21 protein-coding genes and 2 other annotated features are annotated in these 21588 nt (G+C 48.7%); all 21 genes read left to right on the top strand.

The window, feature by feature from the left end:
• The first annotated feature begins 10 nt into the window (after positions 1–10).
• Positions 11–1459 carry a glutamate--tRNA ligase gene (gene gltX / locus EXG77_RS15720; protein WP_023466595.1) on the top strand — a complete coding sequence of 483 codons (1449 nt, stop codon included), beginning with the start codon at positions 11–13 and terminating at the stop codon, positions 1457–1459.
• Positions 1459–1677: a binding site (T-box leader), on the top strand. Its footprint overlaps the gene before it by 1 nt.
• A 9-nt stretch (positions 1678–1686) precedes the next feature.
• Positions 1687–2406 carry a serine O-acetyltransferase EpsC gene (epsC, locus tag EXG77_RS15715; RefSeq protein ID WP_255343794.1) on the top strand — a complete coding sequence of 240 codons (720 nt, stop codon included), beginning with the start codon at positions 1687–1689 and terminating at the stop codon, positions 2404–2406.
• Positions 2360–3757: a cysteine--tRNA ligase gene (gene cysS / locus EXG77_RS15710; RefSeq protein ID WP_035399365.1), complete on the top strand. Its 1398-nt coding sequence runs from the start codon at positions 2360–2362 to the stop codon at positions 3755–3757. Before epsC ends, cysS begins: the two co-directional genes overlap by 47 nt.
• The gene (locus tag EXG77_RS15705) at positions 3754–4158 is read left to right on the top strand and encodes a Mini-ribonuclease 3 (protein ID WP_023466600.1); all 405 of its coding nucleotides are present in this window, start codon (positions 3754–3756) and stop codon (positions 4156–4158) included. The genes cysS and EXG77_RS15705 overlap by 4 nt, the downstream gene beginning before the upstream one ends.
• Positions 4159–4243: 85 nt before the next feature.
• Positions 4244–5008: a 23S rRNA (guanosine(2251)-2'-O)-methyltransferase RlmB gene (rlmB, locus tag EXG77_RS15700; RefSeq protein WP_035399377.1), complete on the top strand. Its 765-nt coding sequence runs from the start codon at positions 4244–4246 to the stop codon at positions 5006–5008.
• Entirely contained in the window at positions 5005–5535 is a 531-nt protein-coding gene (locus EXG77_RS15695; RefSeq protein WP_035399363.1) for an NYN domain-containing protein, read from the top strand. Before rlmB ends, EXG77_RS15695 begins: the two co-directional genes overlap by 4 nt.
• Positions 5536–5722: 187 nt before the next feature.
• A complete protein-coding gene (sigH, locus tag EXG77_RS15690; RefSeq protein WP_023469884.1) occupies positions 5723–6364 on the top strand; it encodes an RNA polymerase sporulation sigma factor SigH in 642 nt (213 codons plus the stop codon).
• Between the two features lie 156 nt (positions 6365–6520).
• Positions 6521–6667 carry a 50S ribosomal protein L33 gene (gene rpmG / locus EXG77_RS15685; RefSeq protein ID WP_023466603.1) on the top strand — a complete coding sequence of 49 codons (147 nt, stop codon included), beginning with the start codon at positions 6521–6523 and terminating at the stop codon, positions 6665–6667.
• 44 nt (positions 6668–6711) lie between these two features.
• On the top strand, positions 6712–6882 hold the full coding sequence (secE, locus tag EXG77_RS15680; protein WP_023466605.1) for a preprotein translocase subunit SecE: 171 nt from the start codon (positions 6712–6714) through the stop codon (positions 6880–6882).
• 19 nt (positions 6883–6901) lie between these two features.
• Complete coding sequence (nusG, locus tag EXG77_RS15675) at positions 6902–7453, top strand: transcription termination/antitermination protein NusG (protein WP_023466607.1); 552 nt, start codon at positions 6902–6904, stop codon at positions 7451–7453.
• Between the two features lie 149 nt (positions 7454–7602).
• The gene (gene rplK, locus EXG77_RS15670; protein ID WP_023466609.1) at positions 7603–8028 is read left to right on the top strand and encodes a 50S ribosomal protein L11; all 426 of its coding nucleotides are present in this window, start codon (positions 7603–7605) and stop codon (positions 8026–8028) included.
• Positions 8029–8145: 117 nt separating this feature from the next.
• Positions 8146–8832, top strand: a complete 687-nt coding sequence (rplA, locus tag EXG77_RS15665) for a 50S ribosomal protein L1 (RefSeq protein WP_023466610.1) — start codon at positions 8146–8148, stop codon at positions 8830–8832.
• Between the two features lie 55 nt (positions 8833–8887).
• Positions 8888–9039, top strand: a sequence feature (ribosomal protein L10 leader region).
• Between the two features lie 50 nt (positions 9040–9089).
• On the top strand, positions 9090–9596 hold the full coding sequence (gene rplJ, locus EXG77_RS15660; RefSeq protein ID WP_023466611.1) for a 50S ribosomal protein L10: 507 nt from the start codon (positions 9090–9092) through the stop codon (positions 9594–9596).
• Positions 9597–9672: 76 nt separating this feature from the next.
• Positions 9673–10041, top strand: coding sequence for a 50S ribosomal protein L7/L12 (gene rplL / locus EXG77_RS15655; protein ID WP_023466613.1), 369 nt, complete (start codon positions 9673–9675; stop codon positions 10039–10041).
• A gap of 82 nt (positions 10042–10123) precedes the next feature.
• Entirely contained in the window at positions 10124–10720 is a 597-nt protein-coding gene (locus EXG77_RS15650) for a class I SAM-dependent methyltransferase (RefSeq protein WP_023466614.1), read from the top strand.
• 231 nt (positions 10721–10951) lie between these two features.
• Positions 10952–14509 carry a DNA-directed RNA polymerase subunit beta gene (gene rpoB / locus EXG77_RS15645; protein ID WP_035399374.1) on the top strand — a complete coding sequence of 1186 codons (3558 nt, stop codon included), beginning with the start codon at positions 10952–10954 and terminating at the stop codon, positions 14507–14509.
• Positions 14510–14529: 20 nt separating this feature from the next.
• Positions 14530–18129 carry a DNA-directed RNA polymerase subunit beta' gene (gene rpoC / locus EXG77_RS15640; RefSeq protein ID WP_035399361.1) on the top strand — a complete coding sequence of 1200 codons (3600 nt, stop codon included), beginning with the start codon at positions 14530–14532 and terminating at the stop codon, positions 18127–18129.
• Positions 18130–18209: 80 nt separating this feature from the next.
• Positions 18210–18461: a ribosomal L7Ae/L30e/S12e/Gadd45 family protein gene (locus EXG77_RS15635; RefSeq protein ID WP_023466620.1), complete on the top strand. Its 252-nt coding sequence runs from the start codon at positions 18210–18212 to the stop codon at positions 18459–18461.
• 125 nt (positions 18462–18586) lie between these two features.
• Complete coding sequence (rpsL, locus tag EXG77_RS15630; RefSeq protein ID WP_023466621.1) at positions 18587–19006, top strand: 30S ribosomal protein S12; 420 nt, start codon at positions 18587–18589, stop codon at positions 19004–19006.
• A 49-nt stretch (positions 19007–19055) separates the two neighbouring features.
• A complete protein-coding gene (gene rpsG, locus EXG77_RS15625) occupies positions 19056–19526 on the top strand; it encodes a 30S ribosomal protein S7 (protein WP_023466623.1) in 471 nt (156 codons plus the stop codon).
• Between the two features lie 124 nt (positions 19527–19650).
• The coding region (gene fusA, locus EXG77_RS15620; protein ID WP_035399359.1) for an elongation factor G at positions 19651–21588 on the top strand (1938 nt) is incomplete at its 3' end.

Genomic DNA, 21588 nt, shown 5'->3' with positions numbered 1-21588 from the left:
GTGATTGGCAATGGCAGAAGTACGAGTACGTTATGCCCCAAGTCCAACAGGACACTTGCATATCGGGAATGCCCGGACTGCATTATTTAACTATCTGTTTGCGCGCCACTTAGGCGGTAAGATGGTATTACGAATCGAGGATACGGACCAAAAGCGGAACATCGCAGGCGGTGTCGAGAGTCAAATGAAGAACCTCGAGTGGCTCGGTGTCGATTGGGACGAAGGTCCAGGTCGCGGTGGCGAGTACGGTCCTTATTCACAAATGGAGCGTCTCGATATCTATCAAAAGTACACGGACGAGTTACTTGAAAAAGGACTTGCTTACCGTTGCTACATGACATCGGAAGAGCTCGAAGCAGAACGCGAAGCGCAAATCGCACGCGGAGAAGCACCACGTTATTCAGGGGCACACCGTAACCTGACAGCAGAACAAGAAGAAGCGTTCCGCGCAGAAGGTCGCACACCGTCGATTCGGATTCGTGTACCGGAAGATGTCACGTATACATGGAATGATATCGTCAAAGACGACGTCTCATTCGAATCAAAAGACTTCGGTGACTGGGTCATCGTCAAAAAAGATGGCATTCCGACGTATAACTTTGCCGTCGTCATCGACGATCACTTGATGGCGATCAGTCATGTTCTTCGTGGGGATGATCATATTTCGAACACACCGAAACAGATGATGATCTATGATGCGTTCGGTTGGGAATACCCGACGTTCGGTCACATGACATTGATCGTTAACGAATCACACAAGAAACTTTCGAAGCGTGATCACTCGATCATTCAGTATATCGAGCAGTATAAAGAGCTCGGTTATCTCCCGGAAGCATTGCTCAACTTCATCACGCTTCTCGGTTGGTCACCAGTCGGTGAACAAGAAATCTTCACGAAAGAAGAGTTCATCGAAATCTTTGACGCGGATCGTCTGTCGAAGAGTCCAGCTGTCTTCGACCAAAACAAATTGGCTTGGATCAACAGTCAGTACATGAAACATCAATCGTTCGAAGAAGTATTCGAAGCCAGTCTTCCGTTCTTACAAGAAGCAGGTCGCGTCGAAGCGTCACCTTCAGAAGAAGAGCTCGCTTGGGCACGTGATCTCGTTGCGTTATACCGCGAACAGATGACGCATGGCGCGGAAATCGTCAAGCTTTCAGAGATGTTCTTTGAGGACGAAGTGGTGTATGATGAAGAGGCAAACACTGTCTTGAGTGGCGAGACGGTTCCGACTGTACTTGCAGAATTCGCGAACCAGTTACGCGCTCTCGAAGAGTGGACACCAGAAGCAATTAAAGCATCGATCAAAGCGACGCAAAAAGCGACTGGTCAAAAAGGAAAGAATTTATTCATGCCAATTCGTGTCGCGACGACAGGACAGACGCATGGTCCAGAACTCCCGAACACGATTCAATTACTAGGAAAAGACCGTGTGCTTGCACGGCTTGAAGCAGAATAACGAAAGCGTAGACGAGGAAAGTAACGATGCGTCTTCTTCTCCAGAGACAAGCTCGAATGGTGCGAGGGCTTGAAGAAGCGAATCATGAAATGCCCCTCTGAGTGCTGCCCGAAATCCGTGAGAGTAGGCGCAGACGTATCTCCGGCGTTAACGGACGTCGAGAGGGATGAGTCAATCGTCCAAACAGAGTGGGACCGCGCTTCGTTAGCGTCTCTGTGCAGCAATGCATAGAGGCGCTTTTTCTTATGGAGAGGAGAACGTATATGACACGGATACGAGAAGATATCCGCAATGTGTTTGAGCAAGATCCAGCTGCCCGCAGCACGTTAGAAGTCATTTTGACATACCCGGGCTTACATGCGATTTGGATGCATCGCCTGGCCCATCGACTCTGGAACGCAAAGTTTCGCTTACTCGGTCGATTAATTTCGCAGTTCAGTCGCTTTTTGACAGGCATCGAGATTCATCCAGGAGCGACGATTGGACGCCGATTCTTTATTGACCACGGGATGGGTGTCGTCATTGGTGAGACGACGATCATTGGGGATGACGTCACGTTGTTTCAAGGCGTGACACTCGGCGGAACGGGGAAAGAAACAGGAAAGCGTCATCCGACGATTGAAGACGGCGTACTTGTTTCAGCGGGTGCCCGTGTCCTTGGTGATATCACGATCGGGGCATACTCAAAAATCGGTGCTAGTTCCGTCGTCTTAAAACACGTTCCTCCCAATGCGACTGTCGTCGGCATTCCGGGACGTGTCGTCATTCAAGACGGCATGAAGGTCGAAGCACCACTTGATCATCGTTTCCCGGATCCGGTCAGCGAATGCCAAGAGCGGATTGAAATGGAACTAGAAGTATTAAAACAAGAAATTGAACGGATTAAAGGAGGGCGACGTCATGATTCAACTGTACAACAGCATGACCGGAAAAAAGGAACTATTTAAACCATTAGAAGAAGGAAAGGTCAAGATGTATGTCTGTGGCCCGACGGTTTACAACTACATTCATATCGGGAACGCACGTCCAGCCATCGTTTTCGATACGGTCCGTCGCTACTTCACATACCGCGGATACGAAGTTAAATATGTCTCGAACTTCACGGACGTCGATGATAAGATCATCCGGACAGCGAACGAACTCGGAGAAGACTATCATGCGTTGACGAAACGTTTCATCGAGGCGTATCACGCGGATACGGGCGCCTTGAATGTCCAAAAAGCGGATATCCATCCACTCGTCACGGAAACGATGGACGATATCATCGCCTTCATCGAAGTCCTCGTCGAAAAAGGCAATGCCTACGCATCAAGCGGGGATGTCTACTTCCGGACGCGTAGTTTCAAGGATTATGGTCAATTGAGCCAACAGTCGATCGATGAATTGCGCGCAGGCGCACGAATCGAAGTCGGAGAGAAAAAAGAAGATCCGCTTGATTTCGTGCTCTGGAAAGCAGCAAAACCAGGTGAGCCGGCATGGACAAGTCCATGGGGCGAAGGACGACCAGGCTGGCACATCGAGTGCTCGGCGATGGCGAAGAAATACCTCGGGGAGACGATTGATATCCATGCTGGTGGACAAGATTTGAAGTTCCCGCACCATGAGAATGAGATCGCCCAGTCTGAAGCATGCAACTCACAGAAATTCGCGAACTACTGGATGCATAACGGGTTCTTGAACATCGAAAACGAGAAGATGTCGAAGTCGCTCGGTAACTTCTTGACGGTCCATGAAGCGATCCAAGCGGTTGATCCGATGGTGTTACGTTTCTTCATGTTATCGGTTCAGTATCGTCACCCGATCAACTACAGTCGTGAACTGATCGATCAAGCAGCGAATGGTCTCGCACGGATTCGGGAATCGGTCGCAAACATCGAACACCGCCTTGACATGACCGCTGATCTCGGAACAGGTGACGAGAAGTGGTTGAATCGTCTAGCGGCGATCAAGGAACATTTCATCACATCGATGGATGATGATTTCAATACAGCGAACGCTGTGACGGATTTATTCGATCTCTCGAAAGAAGCCAACTTGTACCTCGGAGAAGCACATGTGTCGAAACAGGTGCTCGAACAGTTCCTCGCACTCTTCTCGGAATTATCAGGCGTCCTCGGTGTCACGTTGACAGTCGACAAAGGCTTACTCGATGAAGAAGTCGAACAGTTGATCGAAGAGCGGAACACAGCCCGTCAAAATCGTGACTTCGCACGAGCGGACGCAATCCGCGATCAGCTGCGTGATCAAGGCATCTTGCTGGAAGACACAGCGCAAGGGATGCGGTGGAAGCGCGGATGAAGAACTACAAACAACTGAATGCACTCGCGTTAGCGTACATGGGCGATGTCGTCTATGAGATTCGTGTGCGGGAGCGATTGCTCGAACAAGGTTATGTGAAGCCGGGCGAGTTGCATAAAGCAGCTGTCCGGTACGTTCGGGCACAAGCACAAGCGACTGTCGTGACGCACTGGTTGAACACGGATGCGTTGACGGAAGAAGAGGCAGCGGTCGTTCGGCGCGGAAAGAACGCGAAATCCGGTTCTGTCCCGAAGAGCACGGACGTCCACACGTATCGCTACGCGACAGCATTTGAAGCATTGCTCGGTTATATTTATCTTTCAGAAGGAGGGGATCGCCTTGAAGAACTCATCGGACAAGCGTTCGAACTACTCGAAGCCGAAAAAACAGACGAATCCTAAGGCTACCGGTGCGAAGCCGAAAACGAAGGCACAGCGCCCAGCACAAGAGAAACGAAAAGCCACTCCAGTCAAGGAACAGCCCGTCGTGATCGAACCGCTTGAAGAAGGACAAGATTTCTTGTCAGGTCGTAATCCGGTCCTAGAGGCATTGCGGAGTGGACGAGAGATGAACAAGCTGTTCTTGCAGGAAGGACAACAAAAAGGACCGCTTGCCGTCATCCATGCGATGGCGCAGGAAGCGGGCATCCAAATCCAGCTCGTACCACGTTCACGGTTAACTGGTTTAGCTGGAACGGAAAATCACCAAGGTGTCGTCGCAGCGGTTGCTGCGTATGAGTATGCCGAGATGGAAGATATCTTCGAGCTTGCACGTCAAAAGGATGAAACACCGCTCTTAATCATGCTTGATGAGCTCGAAGATCCACACAATCTCGGATCAATCTTGCGGACGGCAGATGCTGTCGGGGCACACGGGATCATTATTCCGAAGCGTCGCTCAGTCGGGTTGACACAAGTCGTTGCGAAAGCATCAACAGGCGCGATTGAACATATCCCGGTCGTTCGCGTGACGAATCTCGCGCGGACGATGGAGGATCTAAAGAAACAAGGCATCTGGTTCGTGGGAACGGATGCACGTGAAAGTGACGACTACCGGACACTCGATGGGACGATGCCGCTCGGAATCGTCATTGGAAGTGAAGGAAAAGGAATGAGCCGGCTCGTCCGTGAGAAATGTGACTTCCTCGTCCACCTCCCGATGGCAGGACATGTCACGTCGCTCAACGCATCGGTGGCGGCTTCGCTATTATTATATGAAGTCTACCGGACTAGAAAGCCGTATGCGCGATGAAATATGATCGTCTCATCGTAGATGGCTACAATATCATTGGCGCATGGCCAGAATTTAGGACGTTGCGGGAGCAAGACTTTGAATTAGCACGGGAACGGTTGATTCATGCGATGGCGGAGTACCAAGCCGTCACAGGGATCAGCGTTACGATCGTCTTTGATGCCTATCTGCAACCGGGTCGTGAGTCTCGGATGCAAAAAAGTGGAATCGAGATCGTCTATACACGGGAGAACGAAACGGCAGATGAATGGATTGAAAAGACAGCTGCTGATTGGTTACAGGATATTCGGGTCAAGCTAACAGTAGCGACGAATGATTACACGGAGCAGTGGGTCATCTTCACGCTTGGCGCACTCCGTATATCGGCGCAGGAACTCCGGCGTGAATGGAAAGCGGCAGTTGCCGTCATCAAACAACAGACGACGTCCGCGAAGACAGCGGCTCAACCGCGCTCGAAGATTGATTTACCGGAAGACGTCCTCGCACGTCTCGAAGCGATTCGTCGCCGAAAGAATTCAGATACATGATATGAACCATTCGCATGAGCGATCCACCGTTCTCCTTTATTCGGAAGAACGGTGGTTTTTTATAGAAAAGATACATTTTGGATACAACAAAAGAGGTCATGCCAATTTTCATTGTCGTGCGACAGGTAATTATTGTATAATTAAAAACAATTGAACTATTCGTCAATGATGCTTGGAGGGATACAGGATGAGTTTGGTTTCGTTCGACCAGTTTGAGTGCATGACCGATGAAGCGCTTGTAGAACAAGCGAAAGAGTTCGATAACAGCGATGCGCTCGAATTTTTGATCGAGCGGTATCGAAATTTCGTACGCGCCAAAGCCCGTTCTTATTTTTTGATTGGGGCAGACCGAGAAGATATCATTCAAGAAGGAATGATTGGTCTCTATAAAGCGGTACGAGATTACCGAACGGATAAGCTCGCCTCGTTTAAAGGATTTGCCGAATTATGCATCACGCGACAGATGATCACTGCGATTAAGACAGCAACACGTCAGAAACATATCCCATTAAACTCGTACATCTCGCTCGATAAACCGATCTATGACGATGAATCAGAGCGGACGTTACTGGATATCATCACGTCGACAGCACCTTCTGATCCACAAATCTTGATCGTCAACCGGGAAGAATACGCAGACATCGAATCAAAGATGGAGGAGATTCTGAGTGATCTCGAACGAAAAGTCCTCGCGCTCTATCTTGACGGACGGACGTATCAGGAAATCTCCGACGACCTTGATCGTCATGTCAAATCGATCGATAATGCCTTGCAACGCGTCAAGCGGAAGCTTGAACGTTACCTCGAAGCACGAAAGATGACGGTCTAACAGAGAGGTAGATTGACCGTAATCCCTTCCTATGCTACTGTATAACTAGCGCCTTACTAGCGAGACGCCGCTCATAGGCGTTTTTTTTTACGCTCTTTTTTGGGAAGGAAAGTAACACAACAGAAGAGAAGAGTGGCAAAGAAGGAGGGCTTTGAGATGGCGAAGAAAGTAGGCCTTGCTTGTGATAATTGCGGTGCCCGCGACTATACGACGATGAAAAAAGAGGACGTCACTGTCCGCTTGGAATTGAAGAAATTCTGCCGTCGTTGTAACGCGCATACGATTCATAAAGAAGCGAAATAAGGCTTCATCTGTCCCGATTTATTACATCCTGGAGGGAAAGTACGATGAAATTTTTGCGTGACGTATGGAATGAATTGAAAAAGACGAGCTGGCCAAAACGGAAAGAGCTGACGAAATACACATTGACGGTCATCGGTATGGTGATCTTCATGGGTGTCTTCATCTTCGGCGTCGATTCAGGGCTTAGCGCATTGATGAGCTGGTTGATTAAGTAAAAAGAAGAGGTGGCCTACCATGGAGAAACAATGGTTTGTCGTCCAAACGTATTCCGGATTCGAAAACAACGTCAAGGCGAACCTTGAACGTCGGATTGAATCCATGAACATGGACGAAAAAATCTTCCGTGTACTCGTTCCGATTGAAACAGTACAAGAAGAAGTAACGAACAAAAAGGGAGAAACGAAAATCAAGGAACGTGAAGTCAAGATCTTCCCGGGGTATGTCCTCGTCGAGATGGTCATGACGGATGATTCTTGGTATGTCGTCCGGAATACTCCGAACGTCACGGGCTTCCTCGGATCAGTCGGCGGCGGTTCAAAACCGACACCACTCCTTCCGGAAGAAGCAGAAAACATCCTTGGATCAATGGGTCTCGTCGATCTGAAGAGCCGTTACGACTTCTCACTCGGACAAATCGTCCGAATCAAAGAAGGAGCTTTCGAAAATCTCGAAGGTACGATCGAGGAGCTTGATACAGATGCTGAGAAAATGAAAGTCTCTGTTGATATGTTCGGTCGCGAAACGAAGGTCGAGCTTGATTTCGCACAGGTCGATAAAATCGATTAAGTTTCCTATTGCGAATGTTTTGTTTTAATGATACAATTTTTCGTGTTTGATGTTGTGCTTATTTCGATAAATAACTCGTCGAATAGAATGAGTGGGAGGACGCGCAACGTCCAATTAAACCACATTAAAGAATTAAGGAGGTGTGTCTCGTGGCGAAGAAGGTTATGAAACTCGTAAAACTTCAAATTCCTGCGGGCAAAGCAAACCCAGCTCCACCAGTTGGACCGGCACTCGGTCAAGCAGGTGTGAACATCATGGGCTTCTGTAAAGAGTTCAACGCTCGTACACAAGACCAAGCCGGCTTGATTATCCCTGTAGTCATCACGGTTTTTGAAGATCGTTCATTCACATTCATCACTAAAACTCCTCCAGCAGCAGTTCTCTTGAAGAAAGCAGCTGGAATCGAGAGTGGTTCAGGTGAACCGAACCGTAAGAAAGTAGCGACTGTCAAACGTGACAAAGTTCGTGAAATCGCTGAAACAAAAATGCCAGACCTTAACGCATCATCTGTTGAAACAGCAATGTTGATGGTTGAAGGTACTGCACGTTCTATGGGTATCGTAATCGAAGACTAATGTCTTTTTGATTACCATGAACAACGATGAGGGTCGCAGGCGGATAGTTTCTTGAAGCCTGCTACCCTTTCATTATGTGGGAGGATTTTCCGCACAACCACAAAGGAGGAACCTAAAATGGGTAAGAAGTACAAAGAAGCTGCTAAGCTTATCGATCGTACGGTTTCATACGAACTCGCAGAAGCTGTAGATTTGACTAAAAAATCTGCAACTGCGAAATTCGATGAGACTATCGAATTGGCTGTTCGTCTCGGAGTAGATCCGAAGAAAGCAGACCAACAAATCCGTGGAGCAGTCGTATTGCCACACGGTACTGGTAAAACACAAAAAGTTCTCGTCTTCGCGAAAGGTGAGAAATTAAAAGAAGCGGAAGCTGCTGGAGCAGATTACGCTGGTGATGCTGAGTACATCAACAAAATCCAACAAGGATGGTTCGACTTCGACGTTATCGTCGCGACACCAGACATGATGGGTGAAGTTGGTAAACTTGGTCGCGTTCTTGGACCAAAAGGCCTCATGCCAAACCCGAAAACAGGTACAGTTACATTTGACGTCACAAAAGCAATCAACGATATCAAAGCTGGTAAAGTTGAGTACCGTGTCGACAAATCAGGTAACATCCACGTTCCTGTCGGTAAAAAATCATTCGATAACGAGAAACTCGTTGAGAACATCAACACAGTTATCGAAACTCTCGTAAAAGTTAAGCCTGCTACTGCTAAAGGTGTATACCTTAAGAACATCGCGATCGCTTCTACAATGGGTCCTGGTGTAAAAGTATCTTCAGCTGACTTCGCGAAATAATTTCGTCTAAAACGAACTTGACAACGTTCTAAGAACGCTGTTACAGTATAAAACGTTGATATATTTCGACATACCGTAGACAGAAGGTGCTCACATGGGCATAAATCCTTCCGAGGTGTTCTTGCTCAGAGAGCCTGTTTGTTCAGGTATCCTTTTTGACGATTACGCCTCCTCTGCTCTGCAGACGGAGGCTTTTTATTTGAAATCGAGCAGCCCCTCGCACCGGTACATTTCATCTACCAGGAGGTGCAACAGAAATGGCAAACGAAAAAGTTATCGCTGTCAAAGCGGATCTCGTATCTGAGATCGCTGAGAAACTCCAAGCGAGCGCAGGAACAGTTGTCGTCGACTACCGTGGTCTCACAGTAGAAGAAGTCACTGAACTTCGTAAACAACTCCGCGAAGCGGGCGTTGAATTCAAAGTTTACAAAAACGGTCTCCTCCGCCGCGCGGCAGTTCAAAGCAACCTCGAAGGTCTTGATGAAGTCTTCACAGGTCCTAGTGCGATCGCCTTCAGCAATGAAGACGTTATCGCGCCAGCTAAGATCTTGAACGACTTCGCTAAAACGCACAAGGCTCTCGAACTTAAAGGTGGTATCATCGAAGGCAAAGTCACTTCAGTAGAAGATGTCAAAGCCCTTGCGGAACTTCCATCACGCGAAGGTCTCCTTTCGATGCTCCTCAGCGTGCTTCAAGCGCCAATCCGTGGACTCGCGGTGGCAACGAACGCAATCGCAGAGCAAAAAGAAGAACAATCTGCTTAATTTCTGCTTAGCGGGATAGGCAACCAACACAATTTTCACACCCCAACGTGGGCTAAATCAAAGGAGGAAAACCATAATGGCTTTCAACAAAGAGCAATTTATCGAAGACCTCAAGGGCATGACTGTTCTTGAACTTAACGAACTCGTAAAAACAATCGAAGAAGAATTCGGCGTATCAGCAGCAGCTCCAGTAGCAGTTGCAGGTGCTGGCGCAGGCGCAGCAGCTGAAGAGCAAACTGAATTCGACGTTATCCTTACTAACGCTGGATCTGGTAAAATCAACGTCATCAAAGCAGTTCGCGAATTGACTGGTCTCGGTCTTAAAGAAGCGAAAGCTCTCGTAGACGGAACTCCAGCACCAGTTAAAGAAGGCGTTTCGAAAGAAGACGCTGAAGCAATGAAAGCTAAGCTTGAAGAAGCTGGCGCTACTGTAGAAGTTAAGTAATTTTCTTCTTCCGTAGAAACAAAAGAAGCTCGCATTGCGAGCTTCTTTTGTTTTCATCTTTTACATGAGAGGGGAAGGAAACATGGCGGATCATTATTATACGAATGACCCTTCATCGAAACGAGATCCGAAGACGTGGGAATATGTTCTGCGTGGTCAGACGCTCCGCTTTACATCGGACCATGGTGTCTTTTCGAAGAACGGAATCGATTTTGGTTCCCGTCTGTTGATCGAGGCATTCACGGAACCGGCTGTAGCGGGAGACATCTTGGATGTCGGTTGCGGATACGGACCGATGGGCATCGCGCTTTCGAAGTCGACGGGTCGTCCGGCACACTTGATCGATGTCAATGAACGGGCGCTCGAACTAGCGGCAGACAATGCGCGCGCGAACGGTGTTTCCGTGACGACCGGTGTGAGTGACGGGTATGATGGGGTAGGCGAATCGACATTCGCAGCGATCGTGACGAATCCACCGATTCGGGCGGGAAAAACGGTCGTTCATCGTATTCTCCGGGAAGCATATGATCACCTTGTCGTCGGCGGCGAGCTTTGGGTCGTCATTCAAAAGAAACAAGGTGGACCATCAGCGAAGAAATTGATGGAAGACGTATTCGGTATGTGTGAGACAGTTACCCGCGATAAAGGGTACTCAATATTTAAATCAATTCGGTCTTGACAAATCGAAGGATTTGTCGTTGACCGCATGTTGTGTCTATGATAGTATTATAAAATGCCATTGGAGTGATTTTTGGATAAGATGTTTGAAAGCAGCTGGCGTTCTCGACTACAGATGATTGAGTAGACAAGACGTCGCTTTTTTGCGCTTATCAATCAAAAAATGGCTTCAATGTTCGATATTACACCCGTCCTTCTCTATAAGAAGAAGTGGGTCTGAGAGGTGAATCAGTTGACTGGTCAACTTGTTCAGTACGGTCGTCACCGTCAGAGAAGAAGCTATGCACGTATCAGCGAAGTATTGGAACTTCCAAACTTAATCGAGATTCAAACGAATTCGTATGAGTGGTTCCTGCGGGAAGGTCTTCGTGAGATGTTTCATGACATTTCGCCGATTTCCGATTTCACAGGGAATCTCGTATTAGAATTCATCGACTACTCGCTCGGAGAGCCGAAGTATTCGATCGATGAATCGAAAGAGCGCGACGTGACCTATTCGGCACCACTACGCGTTAAAGTCCGTCTTCAAAATAAAGAGACGGGTGAATTGAAAGAACAAGAAGTCTTCATGGGTGACTTCCCGCTTATGACGGAGTCGGGAACATTCATCATCAATGGAGCGGAGCGCGTAATCGTTTCGCAGCTTGTTCGTTCGCCAAGTGTTTATTACAACAATAAGTTAGATAAGAACGGTAAGCGTGGATTCTCCGCGACAGTCATCCCAAACCGTGGTGCATGGCTCGAGCTCGAGACAGACGCGAAAGACATCGTTTATGTTCGCATTGATCGCACGCGTAAGATTCCAGTAACGGTTCTTTTACGTGCTCTTGGTTTCGGTACGGATCAGGAAATCATCGATCTTCTCGGTGATGATGAGTACCTCCGGAATTCACTTGAAAAAGATAATACGGAATCAACGGAAAAAGCCCTCATCGAGATTTATGAGCGTCTACGTCCGGGAGAGCCGCCGACAGTCGAAAACGCAAAAGCGTTGCTCGTGTCGCGCTTCTTTGACCCGAAACGTTATGATTTGGCAAACGTTGGTCGTTATAAAATCAATAAAAAGCTTCATCTTAAGAACCGTCTCTTCGGTCAAAAACTTGCGGAAACGCTTGTTGATCCTGAGACAGGTGAAGTCATCGCGGAAGCAGGAACGGTCCTTGATCGTCGTATGCTCGATAAAGTCCTTCCATTCCTTGAAGGATCCGTTGGTTACATCGAAGCGACGCCTACAGGCGGCGTGACGCAGGGTGAGGCTTTCAACTTACAGTCAATCAAGGTGTTCGCACCGGACGATGCTGAAGGTGAACGCATCATCAATATCATCGGTAACGGTAACATCGATCGTGACATCAAGCACATCACGCCTGCTGACATGATTGCTGCCATCAACTACTTCTTCAACTTGTTGCATGAAGTCGGTACGACAGACGATATCGACCACCTTGGTAACCGTCGTCTTCGTTCAGTCGGTGAGCTGCTCCAGAACCAATTCCGGATCGGTCTCTCACGGATGGAACGTGTCGTTAAGGAACGGATGTCGATTCAGGATCAGAATGCGATCACGCCACAGGCATTGATCAACATTCGTCCAGTTATCGCATCGATTAAAGAGTTCTTCGGTAGCTCGCAGTTGTCTCAGTTCATGGATCAAACGAACCCGCTTGCGGAATTGACGCACAAACGTCGTCTTTCAGCACTCGGACCTGGTGGTTTGACACGTGAGCGCGCTGGTTTCGAAGTTCGTGACGTACACTACTCGCACTATTCCCGTATGTGTCCGATCGAAACGCCAGAGGGACCAAACATCGGTTTGATCAACTCGTTGTCTTCGTACGCGAAGGTCAATGAGTACGGCTTCATCGAAGCGCCATATCGTCGTGTCGATCCAGAAACGGGCGTCGTCACGGATGAAATCCACTACATGACTGCTGACGAAGAGGATCTCTACGTCGTCGCACAGGCAAACATGTTGTTGACGGAAGAGAAGACGTTCCAAGATTCACACGTCCTTTCACGTTTCCGTGGACAAAACTTGTCTGTCGAACCAGCACGTGTCGATTACATGGACGTTTCGCCGAAGCAGGTTGTATCTGCCGCAACGGCTTGTATCCCGTTCCTTGAGAACGATGACTCGAACCGTGCCCTCATGGGAGCGAACATGCAACGTCAGGCCGTCCCACTTCTGAACCCGGAATCTCCGATTGTCGGTACAGGAATGGAGTACGTGTCTGCGAAAGACTCAGGAGCCGCTGTCGTTGCGAAGCACGCAGGGATCGCTGAGCGTGTCACGGCGCGTGAAATCCTTGTCCGTCGTACGACGGAAGTCGATGGCAACATCGTTGAAGGTGAACTCGACCGTTACAAGATTCAAAAATTCATCCGTTCTAACCAAGGAACGTGTTATAACCAAAAACCAATCATCAAAGCAGGCGACCCAGTCGATAAAGGCGAGATCCTTGCAGATGGTCCATCGATGGACGGTGGGGAACTTGCGCTTGGTCGCAACGTACTCGTCGGTTTCATGACATGGGATGGTTACAACTATGAGGATGCTGTCATCATGAGTGAGCGTCTTGTCAAAGACGACGTCTACACATCGATCCACATCGAAGAATACGAATGTGAGTCGCGTGATACGAAACTCGGACCGGAAGAAATCACACGTGATATTCCGAACGTCGGTGATGATGCCTTGAAAAACCTCGACGATCGCGGAATCATCCGTGTCGGTGCGGAAGTCAAGGACGGCGATATCCTCGTCGGTAAAGTTACGCCGAAGGGTGTAACGGAATTGACAGCGGAAGAACGTCTTCTTCATGCAATCTTTGGTGAAAAAGCACGTGAAGTCCGTGATACATCTCTCCGTGTACCACACGGTGGTGATGGAATCATCCTCGACGTCAAAATCTTCGACCGCGATAATGGGGACGAGCTCTCACCTGGTGTCAACCAGTTGATCCGTGCTTACATCGTTCAGAAGCGTAAGATTCACGAGGGTGACAAAATGGCGGGTCGTCACGGTAACAAAGGTGTTATCTCGCGTATCCTTCCAGAAGAAGACATGCCGTACATGCCAGACGGTACGCCAATTGACATCATGTTGAACCCACTTGGGGTTCCATCACGGATGAACATCGGGCAGTTGCTCGAGCTTCACCTCGGGATGGCAGCACGTCAACTCGGCATCAAAGTCGCATCACCGGTATTCGATGGTGCGCGTGAGGAAGATGTTTGGGCAACGATTGAAGAAGCAGGTATGGATCGCGACGCGAAGACTGTCCTTTATGATGGTCGTTCGGGTGAAGCGTTCGATAACCGCATCTCTGTCGGTGTCATGTATATGATTAAACTTGCTCACATGGTCGATGATAAACTTCACGCACGTTCGACAGGACCATACTCACTCGTTACACAACAACCGCTCGGTGGTAAAGCCCAGTTCGGTGGTCAGCGTTTCGGTGAGATGGAAGTATGGGCACTTGAAGCATACGGCGCAGCCTACACGCTCCAAGAGATCCTTACAATCAAGTCGGATGACACGATCGGTCGTGTTAAAGCGTACGAAGCAATCGTTAAAGGTGAGAATGTACCACAACCGGGCGTACCGGAATCGTTCCGAGTCCTCATTAAAGAGCTTCAATCCCTCGGTATGGACGTCAAGATGATGTCTGCTGATGATGAAGAGATCGAAATGCGCGACGAAGACGAGGACAATATCCCGAACGCGACTCCAGCACTCGAAGAAGTTCAAGCGCCTGTCGCACCAGTTGTTACTGAAGAGGAATAAGCGAAAGGGAGGTCCACCCCTTGGTAGATGTTAATAGATTTGAATATATGCAAATCGGCCTCGCTTCCCCCGAAAAGATCCGTTCATGGTCTTTCGGGGAAGTGAAAAAGCCGGAGACGATCAACTATCGTACACTCAAACCGGAGAAAGACGGTTTGTTCTGTGAACGTATCTTTGGTCCAACAAAAGACTGGGAATGTTACTGTGGTAAATACAAACGGATCCGCTATAAAGGAATCATTTGTGACCGCTGTGGCGTTGAAGTCACGAAGTCGAAAGTCCGTCGTGAGCGCATGGGTCACATCGAGCTCGCAGCACCGGTTTCGCACATCTGGTACTTCAAAGGAATTCCTAGCCGTATGGGACTCGTCCTCGACATGTCACCGCGTGCGTTAGAAGAGATCATCTACTTCGCGTCGTACGTCGTCACAGATCCAGGCGAATCGACACTTGAGAAGAAACAACTCCTTTCAGAGAAAGAATACCGTGCATATCGTGAGAAGTTCGGTCGTTCGTTCACTGCTGAAATGGGTGCGGAAGCAGTTCGTAAATTGCTCCGTGACGTAGAACTCGATAAAGAAGTCGCTGCATTACGTGAAGAGCTTCGTATGATTCAAGGACAACGTCGTACGCGTGCGATCAAACGTCTTGAAGTCCTCGATGCGTTCCGTAACTCAGGCAACAATCCAGAATGGATGGTGCTTGAAGTACTTCCAGTCATCCCACCGGAACTTCGTCCGATGGTTCAACTCGATGGCGGACGTTTCGCGACGTCTGACTTGAACGACTTGTACCGCCGCGTCATCAACCGTAACAACCGCCTCAAGCGTCTTCTTGACCTTGGCGCTCCGAACATCATCGTTCAGAATGAAAAACGGATGCTTCAAGAAGCAGTTGATGCTTTGATCGATAACGGTCGTCGCGGTCGTCCAGTCACTGGACCAGGTAACCGTCCACTTAAATCACTTTCACACATGTTGAAAGGGAAACAAGGACGTTTCCGTCAAAACTTGCTCGGTAAACGTGTCGACTACTCTGGTCGTTCGGTTATCGTCGTTGGTCCAAACCTGAAGATGTATCAATGTGGTCTTCCAAAAGAAATGGCCCTTGAACTCTTCAAACCGTTCGTCATGAAAGAACTCGTCTCTCGTGGCATCGCACCGAACATCAAGAGTGCGAAACGGAAAATCGAGCGCGTTCAACCTGAAATCTGGGATGTCCTCGAAGAAGTCATCCGTGAGCATCCGGTTCTCTTAAACCGTGCACCGACACTTCACCGTCTCGGTATCCAGGCGTTCGAACCAACGCTCGTCGAAGGACGCGCGATTCGCCTTCACCCACTCGTATGTACGGCATACAACGCCGATTTCGATGGTGACCAAATGGCGGTTCACGTACCACTTTCGGCAGAAGCACAAGCAGAGGCACGTCTTCTCATGCTCGCTGCACAAAACATCTTGAACCCGAAAGACGGTAAACCTGTTGTTACACCATCGCAGGATATGGTCCTCGGTAACTACTACCTCACGCTCGAGCGCGAAAACGCGATCGGCGAAGGTAAAATCTTCTCGACAGTGAACGAAGCGCTCATCGCTTACCAAAACGGTTATGCGCACTTCCATACACGTGTTGCGATTCCAGCCGGCGTTCTCAAGAACCCGACATTCACGGAAGAGCAAAACGAGAAATTATTGATTACAACAGTCGGTAAGTTGATCTTCAACGAGATCCTCCCAACGACGTTCCCTTACTTGAACGAACCAACGATGACGAACCTTCAAGAAGCGACGCCAGACAAGTACTTCCTTGAAAAAGGAACAGATGTCGCGGCAGAACTGAAGAACCGTCCGATCATCGACCCGTTCAAAAAAGGATTCCTTGGAAATGTCATCGCGGAAGTCTTCAAACGGTTTGAGACGACAGAAACAAGCCGCATGCTCGACCGCATGAAAAACCTCGGATTCAAACACTCGACTCGTGCCGGTATCACGGTAGGGATCGCGGACATCATCGTTCTTCCGGATAAACAAGAGATTCTTGTTGAAGCGCAGGACAATGTCGACCGCGTCATGAAATCGTACCGTCGTGGTCTCATCACAGAAGACGAGCGCTATGAGCGCGTCGTTAAATCGTGGAATGATGCGAAGGATGAAATTCAGTCTCGTCTGATGAAATCCCTCAACCGTCTCAACCCGATCTTCATGATGAGTGACTCCGGTGCCCGTGGTAACGCGTCGAACTTCACGCAGCTCGCTGGTATGCGTGGACTCATGGCCGCTCCAAGTGGACGGATCATCGAGCTCCCGATCAAATCATCGTTCCGTGAGGGTCTAACGGTACAGGAATACTTCATCTCAACACACGGTGCACGTAAAGGTCTTGCCGATACAGCCTTGAAAACGGCTGACTCAGGTTACCTGACTCGTCGTCTCGTTGACGTTGCTCAAGACGTCATCATCCGTGAAGATGATTGTGGAACGGATCGTGGTATCCGCGTCACAGCACTCCGTGAAGGAACGGAAGAGATTGAAAGCCTCTACGACCGCCTCGTCGGCCGTACGGCATTCGAAAACGTCGTTCACCCTGAAACAGGAGAAGTCCTCGTTTCAACGAACGAACTCATCGATGAAGACCTCGCGCGTGCCATCACGGACGCTGGTGTCGACAACGTTGAGATCCGTACTGCCTTCACATGTAACACAAGCCATGGTGTCTGTAAGAAATGTTACGGACGCAACTTGGCAACAGGCAACGACGTCGAAGTCGGCGAAGCTGTCGGTATCATCGCGGCACAATCAATCGGTGAGCCAGGAACGCAGCTTACGATGCGTACCTTCCACACAGGTGGGGTTGCCGGGGATGATATCACACAAGGTCTTCCGCGTATCCAAGAGTTGTTCGAAGCGCGTAACCCGAAAGGTCAAGCGGTCATCTCGGAAATCGATGGTCAAGTCATCGACTTCACGGAATCGCGTGACAAACGTGAATTGACGGTCCAAGGACTCAGCGAAACACGCACATACACGATCCCATTCGGTTCGCGTCTACGTGTTCAGCTCGGGGACGAGGTCAAAGCCGGTCAAGTCTTCACGGAAGGTTCGATCGATCCGAAAGAACTCTTGAACGTTAAAGGTGTATCCGGCGTTCAGAACTACTTGCTCCAAGAAGTTCAAAAAGTATACCGGATGCAAGGGGTTGAGATCGGTGACAAACACGTCGAGGTCATGGTTCGCCAAATGATCCGTCGCGTACGTGTCATCGAGTCTGGTGAGACTTCACTCTTGCCAGGTTCGCTCGTCGATATCAGCACGTTCAAGGAAGCTTGTAAAGAAGCGCTCCGTAACGGGAAAGCCCTCGCTTCGGCGAAACCAGTTCTTCTCGGTATCACGAAAGCGTCACTTGAAACAGATTCATTCCTATCGGCTGCGTCGTTCCAAGAAACGACTCGTGTCCTTACGGATGCAGCGATTAAAGGGAAGAGCGACTACCTTCGCGGCTTGAAAGAGAACGTCATCATCGGTAAGTTGGTTCCAGCTGGTACTGGGATGGCACGTTACCGTCAAATCGATCTCGAAGTAGCTGGCGAAGCACCTGTAGAAGCCGATTCTCCGGTAGAATAAAACGCCTTGACACGCCGGTATGGCGGTGCTACTATGATATAGTGTTGCCAACCGGCTGTGTTATTTTGGAGGATATCTTCATGTCTTACAAAAAAGTAGTCGGCGCAGATTTGAAGTTTGTCGGTCAAAAGCAAACGCTCAAAGCATTGCGATCTGGCAAGGCGTCGGAAGTGATCATTGCGGATGACGCAGATGAACACGTAAAACAAGCATTGCTCGATGCGGCGAAACAAGCTAACGTTCCAGTCGTGAATGTTCCTTCTAAGCAAGAGCTTGGAAAAGCTTGTGGAATCGATGTCGCAGCAACCGCTGTTGCCATTAAGAAAGTTTGATAATGCGTTTTGTGTGGCGATGGAATGCCTGAGCCACGCAAAACGTTTCATTATGACTTTCGATGAACCACCCGGCTCGGTGGTTTTGAAATTTGTCATGAATTCAGGAAGGGAGGATCTCAAAGATGCCTACTATCAACCAATTAGTCCGTAAAGGACGTCAATCAAAAGTTGTGAAATCAGATTCGCCAGCGCTGAACAAAGGGTACAACAGCTTCATTAAAGCTCGTACTGACATCAGCTCACCACAAAAACGTGGTGTTTGTACTCGTGTAGGTACAATGACTCCGAAGAAACCGAACTCGGCTCTTCGTAAATACGCACGTGTACGTTTGACGAACACAATGGAAGTAACAGCTTACATCCCAGGTATCGGCCACAACCTTCAAGAGCACAGTGTTGTTCTTATCCGCGGCGGCCGTGTAAAAGACTTACCAGGGGTACGTTACCACATCGTTCGTGGTGCGCTTGATACAGCTGGTGTTGACGGCCGTATGCAAGGTCGTTCGAAATACGGTACTAAACGTCCTAAAGTTAAAAAATAATCTAGATATCTTAAGATATCACCTCACTATATGAAAGGAGGGACTCGGAATGCCACGTAAAGGTCAAGCAGAACGTCGTGATGTAATGGCTGATCCGATCTACAACTCTAAACTCGTTACCCGCCTTATCAACCGTCTTATGTTAGATGGTAAAAAAGGTACTGCTCAACAAATCTTATACAAAGCTTTCGAAACTATCGCTGAACGTTCAGGTCGCGATGCAATGGAAGTCTTTGAAGAAGCGATGAACAACATCATGCCAGTTCTTGAAGTTAAAGCACGCCGTGTAGGTGGAGCTAACTATCAAGTTCCTGTCGAAGTTCGCCCAGAGCGTCGTACGACACTCGCACTTCGTTACCTCGTGAACTACTCACGTCTCCGTAACGAAAAAACTATGGATGCGCGCCTTGCTAACGAAATCATGGACGCTGCAAACAACACTGGTGCTTCTGTTAAGAAGCGCGAAGATATGCACAAAATGGCGGAAGCGAACAAAGCGTTTGCTCACTACCGCTGGTAATTCCGAAAATCACCACCTCATGCATGCCATTTTTTATGGAATTATGAGGTGGCTTTCGGGTATAGTCATGACGTGTGGCAACACACGACCACTAAACTAAAATGCGAAAGGAGAATGTTTAAAGATGGCAAGAGAATTCTCCCTTAAGAACACTCGTAACATCGGGATCATGGCTCACATCGATGCTGGTAAAACAACAACGACTGAGCGTATCCTGTATTACACGGGTCGTATCCACAAGATTGGTGAAACGCACGAAGGTGCTTCACAAATGGACTGGATGGAGCAAGAGCAAGAGCGTGGGATCACGATTACATCGGCAGCAACAACTGCTCAATGGAAAGGTAACCGCGTAAACATCATCGATACACCTGGACACGTAGACTTCACAGTTGAGGTTGAACGTTCACTTCGCGTACTTGATGGTGCGGTAGCAGTACTTGACGCTCAGTCTGGTGTTGAGCCACAAACTGAGACAGTATGGCGCCAAGCTACAACTTACGGCGTACCACGTATCGTTTTCGTTAACAAAATGGATAAAATCGGTGCAGACTTCTTGTACTCGGTTGGAACGCTTCGCGAACGCCTTCAAGCGAACGCACACGCGATCCAACTTCCAATCGGTGCGGAAGATGAATTCAAAGGAATCATCGACCTCGTCGAACAGAAAACATACATGTACGGTAACGATCTCGGAACTGACATCGAAGTGACTGACGGTTTCCCAGCTGATCTCGCTGATCAAGCTGAAGAACTCCGTGGATCATTGATCGAAGCAGTTGCGGATTACGAAGAAGAATTGATGATGAAATACCTCGAGGGTGAAGAAATCACAATCGACGAGTTGAAAGCGGCTATCCGTAAAGCAACTCTGACAGTTGACTTCTATCCTGTACTCGTAGGTTCGGCATTCAAGAACAAAGGTGTTCAGCTTATGCTTGACGCAGTTCTCGATTACCTCCCATCACCAATCGACGTAAAAGCGATCTCAGGTATCGACATGGATACGGATGAAGAAATCGTGCGTGAGTCTTCGGACGAAGCACCATTCTCTGCACTCGCGTTCAAAGTCATGACTGACCCTTACGTCGGTAAATTGACATTCTTCCGTGTGTACTCTGGTACAGCTTCGGCAGGATCGTACGTTAAAAACTCAACAAAAGGCAAACGTGAGCGTCTTGGACGTATCCTTCAAATGCACGCAAACAGCCGTGAAGAGATCCCGATGGTATACGCGGGTGACATCGCTGCAGCTGTAGGTTTGAAAGATACAACTACTGGAGATACGCTTTGTGCAGAGAAAGACAACGTCGTTCTCGAATCAATGACATTCCCAGAACCAGTTATCTCGGTCGCTATCGAACCAAAAACGAAAGCTGACCAAGATAAAATGGGTCAAGCCCTCGCTAAGCTTGCTGAAGAGGATCCAACGTTCCGCACTGAAACAAACCCAGAGACTGGTCAAACGATCATCTCAGGTATGGGTGAGCTTCACCTCGACATCATCGTTGACCGTATGCGTCGCGAGTTCAAAGTCGAAGCAAACGTTGGTGCTCCACAAGTAGCTTACCGTGAAACGATCCGCCAAGCGGCGAAGATCGATTCGAAGTTCGCTCGTCAATCTGGTGGTCGTGGTCAGTATGGTCACGTCGTCGTAGAATTCGAGCCGAACGAAGAAGGCGCTGGCTTCGAGTTCAACAACAAAATCGTCGGTGGTGTTGTTCCACGTGAATACATCCCAGCGGTTGAGCACGGAATCGAAGAAGCACTTCAAAACGGTATCCTTGCTGGTTACCCGGTCGTTGACGTAAAAGCTTCACTCGTCTTCGGATCGTACCACGATGTCGACTCAAACGAGATGGCATTTAAAGTTGCGGCTTCAATGGCAGTCAAACAACTCAAAGATAAGAGCGGCGCTGTTATCCTTGAGCCAATGATGAAAGTTGAAATCGTCATCCCAGACGAATACATGGGAGACATCATGGGTGATGTTACATCACGCCGTGGTCGCGTAGAAGGTATGGAAGCACGCGGTAACGCTCAAGTTGTCCGTTCAATGATT

This window comes from Exiguobacterium sp. OS-77 (assembly GCF_000414195.2).
In the GTDB taxonomy this organism is placed as follows: domain Bacteria; phylum Bacillota; class Bacilli; order Exiguobacteriales; family Exiguobacteriaceae; genus Exiguobacterium_A; species Exiguobacterium_A indicum.
Note: the sequence above shows the minus strand (reverse complement) of the source record. Positions and strands in the feature narration are given on the sequence as shown.